This is a genomic window from Nitrospirae bacterium YQR-1 (genome assembly GCA_039908095.1).
GTDB lineage: Bacteria > Nitrospirota > Thermodesulfovibrionia > Thermodesulfovibrionales > Magnetobacteriaceae > Magnetomonas.
Genome location: JAMOBJ010000049.1, coordinates 1 through 13,912 on the forward strand (window position 1 = coordinate 1; position 13,912 = coordinate 13,912).

Genomic DNA, 13,912 nt, shown 5'->3' on the forward strand with positions numbered 1-13,912 from the left:
ATTTTTGGAGAAAATTTAGAAAAGAAAAAAAAGAAGGCTTGACATTTCAACATAGCAGTTAACTACATAAGCATTTTATTTTAATTTTGCAGAAAGCTGGTTTTAAATTAGAAAGGCGGAGAGGTAGCCATGTTTTTATGAAACATAAAGACGGCAGGGCAACTGTAGTACCGGTACACTAGGATTTCGAGGTTCTTCCCGTAATTGACAAAACCGTAAGGTTGTTGATAATATAAAAAATGATTCCGGAAACTATAGAGACAGACCTGGTTTTAACTGAAATCATCAACGGAAAGGAAACAATGGGGCCTAGTCCGTTTGATAAACATCAGGATATTGTAGGCAATCTATACGATATTATACGCCACCACGTAAAGACTAATAAATTAGGTAAAGTTTATTTATCACCCCTTGATGTAATCTTTGAGGAAGGGATTAACCGGGTTCAGCCTGACATACTGTTTATCAGGAAGGAGAATATGCCAATTGTACGTGGTTGGGTACGAGGTGTGCCGGACATGGTTTGCGAGATAGTTTCTCCATGGAGTTACGAAAGGGATACATTGGTTAAGAGGGACATTTATGAGAGATACAAAGTACCTGAGTACTGGATAGTCCTGCCTGAGTTTATGAGTGTTCAGATTTTAACAATTGAAAACGATAAATATAAGTTACATTCAGTAGCAGCAATTGAAGGCATTGTTACATCTAAAGCCATAGAAGGACTTCAAATTAACATTAATGATATATTTGAGTAACCTGCCATTACAACTCAAAGGGGACGGAACATATTTATTAATCAACACGTGCTACAGTTGCTTGACGAACAACCGCTACAACTTTTACCGCCACCACCGGACATACCCTCCGGCGACGATTTACCGCCACCCATTCCAAAGAGCGACATCTTCTTTCTTACATCTTTATTTTCACAATTTGGGCATTTAACCACCGTAGTGCTAAACACTATTAGTTCAAAGTCCTCATTGCATTTTTCACAGTTATACTCATAAATCGGCATATAACACCTCACTTCTCTTACCAATCCGCATTCAATCGTCTAACTTCGTTGGCCTTGTCAAAAGCTCCTCAACGTCTCCCCTAAAGGGGAATCCCCTATGAGGGGAGGCGTCGCTTTCTCCTTGCCGCCTCGTTATACTTCTGACTGCGAATTGGTATCAGGTAAAATTCATTACGCTGCGTACTATTTCCATAGTTTCCGAGGCTGCCTTTTGCGCCTTGATGTTGCCGGCTTCTATTATGTCGGAAAGCATGGAGGGAGAGTTTTCAAGCTCTTTCCTTTTATCCCATAGCGGCGTCATTATTTTAAATATGTTTTTTAATAATATCGTCTTACAGTCAAGACAACCAAAAGCGGCAGCCCGGCAGTTTTCCGCAACCAGAGCCTGCTCCTCTTTTGTGGAAAACACCTTGTGCAGGGCATAAACCGGCGATTGCTCAGGGTCGCCCTTATCAGTCTTTCTCTTTCGGGCAGGGTCTGTCATCATGGTTTTGATTTTCTTTTCAACAATATCGGGCGTGTCGGAGAGATACACGGCATTGTCGTAGCTCTTGGACATTTTTCTGCCATCTACACCCACCACTTTTGGAAACTCCGTCAGAAGCGGTTCAGGCTCGACCATTGCCTCCGTGTTATAGATAAAGTTAAACCGGCGGGCAATCTCCCGTGCAAACTCAAGATGCGGCACCTGGTCTATGCCGACAGGGACATGCTTTGCACGGTAAATTAAAATGTCTGCAGCCTGAAGCACAGGGTAGCCTAAAAAACCATACGTGTTTAAATCCTTGTCCTTTACCTCGGTTTGCTTTTCCTTATATGTGGGCACACGTTCAAGCCAGCCAAGGGGGGTCATCATACTAAGGAGCAGGTGCAACTCCGCATGTTGAATCACTTTAGACTGTAAAAACACAGTGCACTTATCGGGATTAAGACCGGCGGCTATGAAATTAATCAACAAATCAGCGGAGTATTCTTTAATGAGGGCAGGATTGGCATAATTTGAAGTCAGTGCGTGCCAGTCGGCAACACAGTAGTGGCAGTCATAGACGTCCTGGAGTTTCACCCAGTTCTGTAAAGCGCCGACATAGTTTCCGATATGCAAAAATCCGCTAGGCTGCATGCCGCTTAACACACGCTCTTTCACATAAACCTCCCAAGCTGATCAACAAAAATCCGTACTATCATCTGAATTAAAACTTGAATGGGAACAACTACAAATCGCAGCACTCCAAGAAACCACAACCCCAGTATTATAAAAGTGCCGTATGGCTCAAGACGCGAAAGCTGATATGCGTACCTGTATGGCAACATGCTTACCATAATCCGCCCTCCGTCAAGAGGCGGTATTGGAATCAAGTTAAAGGCCGCTATGAATATGTTAAAACTTATACTGTACTGTAACATATGTGAGACAGGAACAAGTATCTTAGAGGACACGAATTCATTACCTGAGTGGTTGTATATCTTAAAGACAACCACAAACAAAAACACGCTGATTATGGACAGAATGATATTCATAACTGGACCTGCCAGCGCAACGTATGCCATATCTCTACGTGGATTTCTCAGATTCCCGAAATTAACCGGCACAGGTTTTGCCGAACCGAATATGAAAGCTCCATGGGAGCCGATAAAAAGCATTACCGGCACTATTACCGTTCCCATAAGGTCAATGTGAGCTATCGGGTTTAGTGTAAGCCTGCCCATCTCTTTAGCCGTAGGGTCACCCAGCTTCCATGCAACATAGCCGTGTGCCGCCTCGTGAAAGGTTATGGCCACCACTATGGGTATTGCGGCTATTGTCAGGGTTCGGAGTACCTCTATAGGATCCAACTTTAAAGCCCCTGCTTATATGCTGTCACAACGGGCTCAGTATATGGTCAATAACTGCACGAGCCGCCACTATCGGGTCTATTATGGCGCTGTCCATATCCCCGCCTTCTCTCTTGTTTGACAGGAAGTTGATTCTGTCTTGCATCCTGTTTCTTAAATAAGTAAGGTATTTTTCATCCCGCGAGGGTTTGTACTTCTTATCGTAATCCTGACCAAAGAGCTCCTTACCGTTTTTAGGCACCTGAAGCCCCTGGAAAGCCTTCCAGTCTCTCCACTCAATCGTGCCGCGCATAAGCTCCGTTACAATAGAAAGCGATAGATTCTTGGGGATATCTATCAAACTACCGGCAAGGCCAAAGGCGTAAGTGTTCATGATGTAGCACTCCGTGCCGGTCTGGAAAAGTTTGTAAAACTGCTGACAGTCCCAAAGCAGCGGGAACACTCTGAAGGGGTTGGCAAAGGGCTCGATAACGAGTTTTTCCAACTCCTTAGGGTCAACATTTTCAACCCCTTTTGCCCTCATTGTACTAAGAGATGCCCCCATGGCAACGGCCAGCCAGTTGCTCTTTATCTTTGTAATCGGCGGCAGGCTTGGGTCCTTTTGAAGCCAAATAACTTTACCGGGACGCTCGCAGTGGTCGGCGTAATTAAACATATCACGGCTTTTTATACACCTGCCGTTATTATTTCTTACATCCTCACAGACTATTTTAACCTCTCCGTCAGGCTGTTTTGTGATTGCCACGTTTTGCGCCGAGAAGAAGTACTTAATCAGCGGATCGTTGTACTTAACAGCGTCTGTTTTGTCAAACAGGCTTGGCTCTATGGCTACAGTGAAATTATTATCAAGGTCAATTAAAAAAGCGTCGTCATGTACGACTGTTACAACCTCATCGGCTCTGAGTGTGCCCTCGTGGTCATGGCTGTTGGTGATGGATGATTTGCCGGAGCCCGAAAGTCCAAAGACTGCAATCGGGGTGCTGTTGCCAATCTTTTTAATACCGCCGTGGCAGGCCACCATGTTGTGTCTTACTCCTATTGTCCAGGCCAGCGTCAGAGTGCCCTTTTTACGTTCACCAAAGTATCTGAGTCCCAAAATGGCGATACAGTTTTGCATCTCATCCACTATGATAAGGCCGTCGGGATAGTCCGGGTGGCTCCAGTCCTGGTCTGCAAGCACCATAATATCAGGTTCATCAAGCACCCTTGATTTTTCATAAGTATCCGTCCATGGTTTCATCCACGGAGTGAAGTTAAAAACCCAGTCAAGCATGTTTTTAGCGTCCGTCTGCGGGCTTATGAGATATGCTTTCATCATAAAGTCATGGTGCAGGCCGACTATTCCCTCAAGTACAAAGGCCGGCTTTTTGTTAAAGTTATATATGGCTTCCCTTAAGATCGTAAGGTACATATCCTTGTCTTTGCCCATCTCACGCACAAGCCTTCTGGCCTTAGCCGTTCTTCCTACGATACGCCCGTCATTTGACACCAACACTTTAGCATCAGCTGGGAGGCCGAATTGCTCAGGTTTATACATGGGTTCAGTTGTTACCACCACCTCCGGCTGCCTTACAGCATATTCGTAGAGTTCATTTAAATTAGTTTTTTTTACTGAATTAGCATACATGGCGCTTTCAATTATCGCCCTCCACGGAGAGCCGGGTAATTTGTGTACACTTGCCATTGTTTAAACTCCTTTTTCCAATTTTTAATTTAATCCTGTCTTATACCAAGTTGCAGTCAGAAGTAAACACAGGCGGCTGGGAGAAAGCGACTCCTCCCCTCATAGGGGATTCCCCTTTAAGGGAGACGCTGAGAAGCTTTTGACACACGCCAACGAGGTTAGGCGATTGAATGCGGCTTGGTATCATTTATTTTCCACCATCTCCCATATACCGCAAGGACAGACTCCAGCACAAAACCCGCAGCCGATACAGATGTTTTCATCTGAAACGTACTCGAAGCCGCCGCCTGCCGGTTGCACTCTGCTTATGGCTCCCACGTAACACGTTGCCTCACACATGTGGCAGTCACGGCACACGGCACAGGACATACACTTATGACCCTCAGTTTTTGCCGAGAAACCGGTGTCCCTGCACACCTCATAATAGACGTCCTTGATCTTTTGATATGGGATTGGCAGCACAGGGGCAGGTCTGTAGAATGCTCCTCCGGTAAGAAGCGTATGCACTGCAAGGGCTGTGTGTCTGCCCTGGCCGATGGCATGAGTTGCAAGGCCTTGCACTTTAGCATCCCCTATGGCAAAGACCTTTGCGTCTGAGGTATGCCCTGTCTCATCCGCCTCAATTGAACCGTTTTTATTGGTGTGAACGCCGGGCGGCAGAAAGTCGGTTTTTGGAATATCGCCTATTGAGTATATCACTACATCGGCATCAATAGAGGCGCCGTCTGTAAAATAAATCTTATTTTCCTCTTTCACATATCTGTCGGTAAACTTAGGCCAAACCACCTTAGTACCCAGCGACTCCGCTATTTCCAGCTCTTTTCCAAAAGCCGCAGGCTTTTGTACATCCACAGCAGTAACCTCTTTGGCTCCGCAGTGGTAAGCCTGTGCGGCAACGTCCATACCCACGTTACCGGCCCCTATGATGACTACCCGCTTGCCGGTAAAGTCATAGGTGACGCCTGTGTTTAACCCGCGCAGTAAGTCGTAGGCGCTAATGGCTGAGTCCATCCCAGGCGCATTGAGTTTCCTTGGCTTGTGCGCTCCGACAGACACTATCACTATGTCGTGATTTGCATATATTTCATTAAATTTGGTTGAGTCAACGGCTGCTTTATAGTGAACTTTTATTCCTATCTCTTTTATCCGTGAAAGCTCGTGCTGAAGCACCTCATGGGGTAGTCTATCCCGTGGGATGGATAACTCCAGTTTTCCACCTATCTCATCAGCTTCCTCATAAATCTCCACATCGTGTCCTTTGAGGGCAAGCTGCCACGCCGCCGAAAGTCCTGCCGGACCGCCTCCTAATACCGCAATCTTTTTGCCGGTGGGAGGCTCTTTCTTTGGTGCCTTAACGTTTAGGCTGGCCTTACCAAGCCCTTTAATGTTTAACGGCTTATCGAGATGACCCCTTGTGCAGGCATCCATACAAAGGTTGGGGCAAATTTCGCCGCAAACTGTCGCCGGAAGCGGTGAGTACTCAAGAATAAGCTCAAGGGCTTCCTCAAGTTTATCTTCTCTGATAAGGGCGGCCCTCTTTTGTGTCGGGATGCCGCTGGGGCAATTTCCCTGACACGGCGGGGCATACTTCTTGTTACTCCACAGCGGTTTGTACCTTCTGTCATTGCCTGTGGTTATATAAGGAATGGGAGTAAGCGGATGGCTGACATACTCGGCAAATATACCGCCCTTGCCAACCTCCTTTTCCCAAATGTTTGTTTTAAAATTACCGATTGTCATTTTAAATGCGCTCTTTTTGGAACGCTCCGCTGCGGTGTATGGAATCAGCTTTTTCCAGGCGGCTCTGTCTGAGGTCAATTCACTATAGTGCTCAGTCCTGTCTATCGCCGTAAGGTAGGTTTTCATCTTAGGGAGCATCCAATTCCAGTCTGCATCGGTAAGATCAAGGAGTTTAACATCCTCCTCACTGTAGCCGCTTATACGCCCTCTGAAATAGACAACCCCTCCGACCATTCCAACACAGGGTCTGTAGCCAAGAACACTGAGCGGGTTTTTAGGATTTACACCACAGACAACTGCTATCCCACCAGCCTTAAACTCCGCAAAGGTATCCCCGACGTCTCTGAAGTACCATGATTGCGGAGGGGGCTGTTTTGGATTATGCTTAGTCATGGTGTCACAGCGTGCGCCGCCGCCGCCCTGTACGTATAAAATACCCTGGGCCGCAGCATTATGGGCGCCGTTTGTAACATCCCCTAATACTGTGATTTTAGCTCCACAGTTAAGCCACCCTGTATCGTCTGAAGAACTGCCATGAACCACTATCTCTGTGCCGAACATTCCCATGCTGCCCAGCCGCTGCCCGGGTGAGCCCTCAACTCTAAAACGCACAGGCTCTCCGCGAGGCCATATGCGCCCACCTATGCCGTGCTGTCCATCAGCGATTACGGTTATTTCTCGACAACCCTGCTCTACGCCGGCTTGCAGCATCTCCTCAAGAACTCTCGACGGTACCCTGCCGCCCTCTGTCTTGCCATGTATCGTTATCTTACTCATAGTTTTCTATCCAGCCTCTTAATATTAATGTTATAAAATCGCTTACGCCGTGAGTCGCTGACTCCTGCCTGCGGCTCCTGAGCACTTAACACACATAGCTGATATCAAGTCTTTCAGCAACAGCAGGGTCATCGGCACTGATAGCGTCGGACATTCCAATGGGAAGCTCTGTGCTTCTGCCCAGGGGTGCAAATATCTTCTTAAGCTCAACATCCAGCGATTTATAAATTTCAACAACCCTCTCCGCCACCTTTTCCGAGTCCAGCCGTCTGTAGAGCTTAGGGTCCTGAGTGGTTATCCCACGCGGACACCTTCCGATGTTGCAAACATTACAGCGGTTGTTTTCATCCCCCAGACACCCTGCCGCACCCTGCATCATGTACTTACCGATGGATACAGCTGATGCGCCAAGCATGATAAGTGAGGCGGCATTGGCTGCAAGATTGCCCTTTTTACCGACACCGCCTGCGGCAATCAGCGGGATTTCGTTTTGCTTACCGGCTTTAACCAGATCAAGGTAGCAGTCCCGAATGTTTGAAGCTATCGGGTGCCCCATCTTATCCATTGATACGTTATACGCAGCCCCAGTGCCTCCGTCCTCACCGTCAATTGAAAGCGCAGCTGCAAATGGGTTTCTCACCAGGTTGTTAAGAACCGACTTGGCAGTTCTTGAGCCCGATATTTTAGGATACACCGGCACTCTAAAGCCCCATGCCATGTACATAGACTGAATCATCTTAGCCACGGCCTCCTCGATAGAATACTTTGTCTGGTGCGTGGGCGGTGAGGGTAAATCCACCCCGATTGGCACTCCCCGGATTTCCGATATCAGCTTTAAAACTTTGTGTCCCATAAGAAGGCCGCCGTCACCGGGCTTTGCTCCCTGTCCGTACTTTATCTCTATAGCGCAGGGGTCTTCCACCATGTGAGGAATCGCCCTGATAATTTCATCCCAGCCAAAGTACCCTGATGCTATCTGAGGTATAAAATATTTTATAAATCTTGATTTTAATAGCCTAAGCGGCATACCGCCCTCACCGGAGCACATCACAACAGGCATACCCTCTACTTCGTTTAAGTACGTAATGCCCATAGCAAGGCCCTCCCACATTGTGGGGGAAAGCGCACCAACCGACATACTGCCTATCATGACAGGGTATATTTCCCGCACAGGCGGTATGAATTTTTTCACGCTTTTATCTATTACCAGCGTGTCATCTGTGGCAATAACCGGCAGCTCATCGGGGGGCAGTATGCGCCCCAGATAGGTGCGGATTCTGAACTCGTGCCTTCCGGCATCAAGGGCGGGGTCGGTGAGCATTGAAATCCTGGTAAACTTAAGCCTGTCTAAAGTGGATACCTGCGGGTCATTTCGCCGTCCACCTCTTGTGTAAGGGTGCCCTCCGGTGTTTTTGAGAATTATAAACTTATGAGCCGGATTAAACTCCGGTTCTATCGCCTCATTTGGGCAAACCAGAGAGCAGGTAGCACAACCGGTACAGTAATTTGCAATATTTGACGATTGCTTAACAACGGTGTCCACACTCCTTGCCACTTTAGGATTAGGAGTGGGGCCGAATGATTCAACCGTACGTTTAACTGTAACCGATGGGAAAATAGCAAGCATCGGACAGACCGCTGTGCAGCGTCCACAGCGCTTACACCTATCCCCCCGCCATCTTATTATATAAGGGAAATCCTTAAGTGTTAGTTCATGGTTGTTGTCCAACCTTGCAGCTGGTTCCATACTCTTACCTCCTCTGCCTGAGGCGACACAATTACCATATCGTATCTCATCGGGTAAATATCGGTGGATGGGTTTCTGTGGGCGATAGCGCTGTTAAGTCCGCACTGCTCGGAAACGAGGGCATACTTGCCCTTAACGCCGCCGACAACCCCAGGCCGTAACTTTTTAGCATCCTGCACCATAAAACATGTGCCATCGGGAGTAAACCCTATCACACAGTTTGGGCCGTCAATGCAGAGAAACCTCATGCACATTTTTAAATACATTACAAAATCCCTGTCCGGCCTCTCCTCTATTTCCTGAGCCTTTAGAGGTGTGATTACGTCTTTATAGTACTTAAGCGGATAGCCAAGCACCTTGTTTGTGTAGTGCAGTATGTGGGTAAAGACCTCGCTGTCACTGTTGTAGCCGATATAACCGGGTATGCCTCTGCTTGTAAGATACTCACGTATAGGGACAAAGGCCGTGTTTTCGCCGTTTGTCATAGAGCCATAGCCCTGAATAAAAAACGGATGGCAAGCATAGAGGTTTATGGCGTAATTAGTGTTTTGCCTGCCCTGAGCGAGAATTACCCTTGCCTTAAGTGAGGAGCTGTCAAGACCGAAAAATTCGCTTAACTCAATAGGGTCTCCAACTTCCTTAAGAGTTAAAATATCGGGGTAGAAGGAAAACACAATAATGGATTCATCCTGCTGCCCCATAGCTCTGAGTTTAAGGCGAGTCTCAAGCAGTAACGCCTCCTTTACGGCGGCAGACTTATCTTTTAATTCATCCGGATAGTCATATACGCCTGCAAAGTAGTTATCCCTGGGTTTTATCCCCTTAACGGGTTTTATTTTCGGCGTCCAGATGTGAAGACGTTTAAACCCAGCCCTGTTCATGTAGTTGTCAAGCTCCGTCATACCGCTTTTTGAGCAAATTCCTGAAAGAATGGGGTAGTTTTTAAAGCTTTCGAACTCCCCTCCCAGGTCTTTTAAAATCAGGCCCATTCCAGAGCCGTCATGTCCCTCTTTCATAGTCTCCAGGGACAGGACATTTTCCATTGGAGAGATGTACTCCCTTGATGTTATTGCGCTTAACCGGCACATGCTGTTTTGCCTCTTAATCTTAAAATATTTTTAATAGTGTCCATTAAACCGCTCTAAATGACACGGCTGGTACTTTAACACTTTTTTGAATGTTTTGTCAATAAAGAGCACAAAAAATCAGCAAATCTCATTGAAGGAGTAAATAAAATTCGAAAAAACCACCATAAAAGCAATGGTGGCCGGAATAAGTCTGAAAAATGACAGAAATCAGCTACATTTAGATATCAAAAATAAATTTCAAAAGAGCATCAAATCGATAAGACCGGAAGCTGAGCTTTCAGGTAAAACTAAACATTTAACTAAAAAAATTTTTATAGCCTTGAAAAACATCTCACAAATATGTTAGAATGCTTAATTTACAAAAACACACGCCGGTAAGGTGAATGTTTCTGCGGAGGTTTCCTTTCTTTGAGAGGGCACGAGAAACTCCGGCGGAGGGAAAAAAACCAAAATAAGGGGGTTGTACTTTTATGGTTGTATCAATGAAAGAGCTGCTTGAGGCCGGAGTGCACTTTGGCCATCAGGTAAAGAGATGGAATCCAAAGATGAAGAAATTTATTTTTGGGGAGAGAAACGGTATCTACATAATAGACCTGCAAAAAACAGTTAAAGGAATGGAAGAGGCGTATAATTTTGTTAAGGACATATCGGCTTCCGGCAAGGATATTCTCTTTGTGGGTACAAAAAAACAGGCACAGGACGCCATAGCGGAAGAGGCGGGCAAATCAGGAGCTTACTATATAAACCAGAGATGGCTGGGCGGTATGCTCACTAACTTTATAACAATAAAAAAGAGTATAGAAAAGCTCAAAAAAATAGAGACGATGAAAGACAACGGCACTTTTGATGTGCTTCCCAAAAAAGAGGTAGCCGCACTTGAAAAAACACGTACAAAACTTCAAAAAAACCTGGGCGGTATAAAGGACATGAAGAAAATCCCCGGAGCCGTTTTTGTTGTTGACCCGAGACGTGAAAACATAGCCGTAATGGAGGCAAGAAAGCTGTCACTGCCGGTTGTGTCAATAGTGGATACAAACTGTGACCCGGACCTGATAGATTACGTTATACCCGGTAACGACGATGCCATAAGAGCGGTTAAACTTGTCACGTCAAAGATAGCGGAAGCCATTTTAGAGGGTAAGGCCATGTTGAACAAGGAGATGGTGGAACAGGCGGAGGACGTCAAAATAGAGGAAAAAATCATGCAGGACGAAACAGAAGCAGCGGAAGGGAGGGAGTAGCAGAGTTATGGAAATATCAGCTAGCCTTGTTAAAGACTTGAGGGAAAAGACCGGAGCCGGTATGATGGACTGCAAGAAAGCACTGACGGAGTCCGGCGGAGATTTTGAAAAAGCGCTGGATGTGCTCAGAAAAAAGGGACTGGCTACGGCGGCAAAGAAATCCGGCAGGAAAGCCTCGGAAGGTATAATTTATTCATATATTCATATGGATAAAATCGGAGTTATGATAGAACTTAACTGTGAGACCGATTTTGTAGCCAAAACGGATGAGTATAAGGAGCTTGCCAAAGACATAGCAATGCACATAGCGGCGGCAAATCCTGATTACATAGACACAGCGGAGGTGCCGGCTGAGGTTGTGGAGAGGGAAAAGGAAATATACAAAGCCCAGGTGTTAAACAAACCTGCCAATGTAGTGGATAAAATAGTGGAGGGAAAGCTGGATAAGTTTTATTCCGACCGGTGTCTCCTTAAACAAATATTCGTAAAAGATACTGAGCAGAAAAAGACTATAAATGATCTTCTTGTGGAAAAGATAGCGAAGCTGGGTGAAAACATATTGATAAGACGTTTTGCACGATTTCAACTGGGTGAGACTCTGTCCTCGGGCGAGCCTGCTGAGGTGTGATGGAAGAGGCGGCCAAATACAACAGGGTACTGGTTAAACTAAGTGGTGAGGCACTGCTGGGAGAGGGCGGCTTCGGCATATCCTCTCAAACCGTCCTCTACGTAGCCCATGAGATTAGGTCAGTGTATGACTTAAAAATAGATGTGGCAATAGTGATTGGAGGCGGTAATATTTTCAGAGGGGTGGAAGCATCGGTGGAAGGTATAGACCGTGCTACGGCGGATTACATGGGCATGCTTGCCACTGTGATAAATGCCCTTGCGCTTCAAAACGCACTGGAGAAGACGGATATTCCAACCAGAGTGCAGTCTGCCATTGAGATGCGGGAGCTTGCCGAGCCGTATATAAGAAGGAAAGCGATACGGCATCTGGAGAAAAACAGGGTAGTGATATTTGCAGCCGGAACCGGTAATCCGTATTTTACCACAGACACGGCGGCAGCCCTCAGAGCGATGGAAATAAATGCCGATATAATAATAAAGGCGACAAAAGTAGATGGTGTTTATACGGCAGACCCCGTAAAGGACCTAAACGCCAAAAAATATGATAAAATATCTTATGGAGATGTGCTTAGCCAGGGTTTAAAGGTTATGGATTTAACAGCCATAACCCTGTGCAAGGATAACGAACTGCCCATAATAGTGCTGGATTTAAAAAATCAGGGGGCGTTAAGAAAAGCTGTTATGGGACAAAAAGTTGGTACTCTTGTAGGAGGGTAATTGTAATGATAAAAGAGTTGGAAAAGAAGGCCGGGGAAAAGATGTCCGGTGTCATAGACCATTTAAAGAAGGATTATGCCTCAGTAAGGACAGGACGGGCCTCCCTTGCTCTGGTTGAGGGTTTAATGGTTGACTATTACGGAACCCCTACGGCTCTACAGAAGGTGGCAACCCTTGGGGTGCCTGATCCTCAGACAATTTCCATTCAACCATGGGAACCCAAGGTGATTCCTATGATTGAAAAGGCAATACTGAAGTCTGATCTCGATCTGACCCCAGGCAATGACGGCAAAGTGGTCAGAATAAAAATACCACCGCTTACCGAAGAAAGACGCAAGCAACTGGTGAAAGTGATAAAGAAAAAAGCTGAAGAGGCAAAGATAGCGGTTAGGAATATAAGGCGTGACGTAAACGAGGAACTGAAGAAACTGGAAAAAGAACAGCACATAAGTGAGGATGAGACAAAACGCTCACAGGCTGAGAACCAGAAGTTAACAGACTCCTATATAAAGCAGATTGATGAGGTAACATCCCACAAGGAAAAGGAAATAATGGAGGTGTAGTTTTGCAGAGTAATTTTATGTTAAAGGTGGAAGATGCCAAACTTCCCGATATTCAAAAGGCCTTAAAAGCTGCTTCAATACAGATAAAAAGCATAGTGGAGGTGTTTAAGGAAGCCGGAGATGACAAAGGAAACGAACAAACACCTAAAGACTAAGCCACGGCACATCAAAGGAGGGATATTATGGAAGACGATAGTGCGGCAAGGCTAAAGAACGTCAAAAAAATTCTCCTTGATGAAAGGCAGATACTAATCAAAGAAGCTAAAAATGAAATTTCCAATTTCGTTAAAGGCGACGAGAGACAGTTGATAGATGCAGCCCTTGACGACGGTGACTGGTCTGTTGTTGACGTTACGGAGGATATTATCTTACAGAAGCTTCACCATCACAAACTGAAGTTAAATAAGATAGATGAGGCACTAAGAAAAATCCACAACGGCACCTACGGTATATGCGAGGACTGCGGACAGGAAATCAACGAGGGAAGGTTAAGGGTTCTGCCCTATGCAGTGCACTGCGTGGAATGTAAGGAGAGATTTGAAAGAATTGAACAGATGGAAAGAGAACAACCTTTTCAATAAATTATAGCTAAGGAAGATGTGTTATAAGTGTTGCAGTTTATATTTGACCATGACTGTCACATTTGAATTTAATACCACAGTTATCTAAAAGTTGAAGCAATTATCTGCACTAACATGTAATAACAGCAACGGCAGAGCGTTATATCACGGCTTTTTAGCTAAGATAATACAGTGTCCAAGGTCTGTGAGCAGTTTATAGTTGGCTTCAATCCATTTATAAGTTTCTAATGGTGTTTGTCCCATGTAACTGTCTCTTTTGTATATTAGGATGAGCTTGGGAGGGTTTTTTT

Annotated in this window: 14 protein-coding genes and 1 pseudogene; 8 read left to right on the forward strand and 7 right to left on the reverse strand. The window is 45.7% G+C overall.

The genetic code is table 11. From position 1 onward, the window contains the following. Positions 1-77: 77 nt before the first annotated feature. Both H7844_15225 and H7844_15230 read left to right on the forward strand, forming a co-directional pair. Positions 78-179 (forward strand): annotated as a pseudogene (locus H7844_15225) (type II toxin-antitoxin system HicA family toxin). 60 nt (positions 180-239) lie between these two features. Then, positions 240-758: a Uma2 family endonuclease gene (locus H7844_15230; GenBank protein MEO5358631.1), complete on the forward strand. Its 519-nt coding sequence runs from the start codon at positions 240-242 to the stop codon at positions 756-758. A gap of 41 nt (positions 759-799) precedes the next feature. On the opposite strand, the gene H7844_15235 is transcribed toward H7844_15230, so the two are convergent. The 7 genes from H7844_15235 to H7844_15265 form a co-directional block, all read right to left on the reverse strand. Then, positions 800-1,021, reverse strand: coding sequence for a zinc ribbon domain-containing protein (locus H7844_15235; GenBank protein MEO5358632.1), 222 nt, complete (start codon positions 1,019-1,021; stop codon positions 800-802). 157 nt (positions 1,022-1,178) lie between these two features. Beyond that, complete coding sequence (trpS, locus tag H7844_15240) at positions 1,179-2,165, reverse strand: tryptophan--tRNA ligase (GenBank protein ID MEO5358633.1); 987 nt, start codon at positions 2,163-2,165, stop codon at positions 1,179-1,181. Beyond that, positions 2,162-2,854 (reverse strand): site-2 protease family protein, encoded by a 693-nt coding sequence (locus H7844_15245; GenBank protein ID MEO5358634.1) that lies wholly within the window; start codon positions 2,852-2,854, stop codon positions 2,162-2,164. The genes trpS and H7844_15245 overlap by 4 nt, the downstream gene beginning before the upstream one ends. Positions 2,855-2,879: 25 nt before the next feature. Continuing rightward, complete coding sequence (locus tag H7844_15250; GenBank protein ID MEO5358635.1) at positions 2,880-4,538, reverse strand: phosphoenolpyruvate carboxykinase (ATP); 1,659 nt, start codon at positions 4,536-4,538, stop codon at positions 2,880-2,882. Between the two features lie 183 nt (positions 4,539-4,721). Continuing rightward, positions 4,722-7,055, reverse strand: coding sequence for an FAD-dependent oxidoreductase (locus tag H7844_15255; GenBank protein ID MEO5358636.1), 2,334 nt, complete (start codon positions 7,053-7,055; stop codon positions 4,722-4,724). Positions 7,056-7,140: 85 nt separating this feature from the next. Next, positions 7,141-8,802: a glutamate synthase-related protein gene (locus tag H7844_15260; protein ID MEO5358637.1), complete on the reverse strand. Its 1,662-nt coding sequence runs from the start codon at positions 8,800-8,802 to the stop codon at positions 7,141-7,143. Continuing rightward, positions 8,763-9,890, reverse strand: coding sequence for a glutamate synthase (locus tag H7844_15265; GenBank protein MEO5358638.1), 1,128 nt, complete (start codon positions 9,888-9,890; stop codon positions 8,763-8,765). Before H7844_15265 ends, H7844_15260 begins: the two co-directional genes overlap by 40 nt. 470 nt (positions 9,891-10,360) lie before the next feature. On the opposite strand from H7844_15265, the gene rpsB reads away from it, so the two are divergent. Genes rpsB through H7844_15295 form a run of 6 tightly spaced genes read left to right on the forward strand, consistent with a single transcriptional unit; the run spans position 10,361 to position 13,622 of the window. After that, entirely contained in the window at positions 10,361-11,131 is a 771-nt protein-coding gene (gene rpsB / locus H7844_15270; protein ID MEO5358639.1) for a 30S ribosomal protein S2, read from the forward strand. A 7-nt stretch (positions 11,132-11,138) separates the two neighbouring features. Beyond that, positions 11,139-11,759, forward strand: a complete 621-nt coding sequence (gene tsf / locus H7844_15275; protein ID MEO5358640.1) for a translation elongation factor Ts — start codon at positions 11,139-11,141, stop codon at positions 11,757-11,759. After that, positions 11,759-12,478 carry a UMP kinase gene (gene pyrH, locus H7844_15280; GenBank protein ID MEO5358641.1) on the forward strand — a complete coding sequence of 240 codons (720 nt, stop codon included), beginning with the start codon at positions 11,759-11,761 and terminating at the stop codon, positions 12,476-12,478. The genes tsf and pyrH overlap by 1 nt, the downstream gene beginning before the upstream one ends. A gap of 5 nt (positions 12,479-12,483) precedes the next feature. Then, positions 12,484-13,041, forward strand: a complete 558-nt coding sequence (gene frr, locus H7844_15285; protein MEO5358642.1) for a ribosome recycling factor — start codon at positions 12,484-12,486, stop codon at positions 13,039-13,041. Between the two features lie 2 nt (positions 13,042-13,043). After that, a complete protein-coding gene (locus H7844_15290) occupies positions 13,044-13,196 on the forward strand; it encodes a hypothetical protein (GenBank protein ID MEO5358643.1) in 153 nt (50 codons plus the stop codon). 27 nt (positions 13,197-13,223) lie between these two features. Next, positions 13,224-13,622, forward strand: a complete 399-nt coding sequence (locus H7844_15295) for a TraR/DksA C4-type zinc finger protein (protein ID MEO5358644.1) — start codon at positions 13,224-13,226, stop codon at positions 13,620-13,622. The last annotated feature ends 290 nt before the right edge of the window (positions 13,623-13,912 follow it).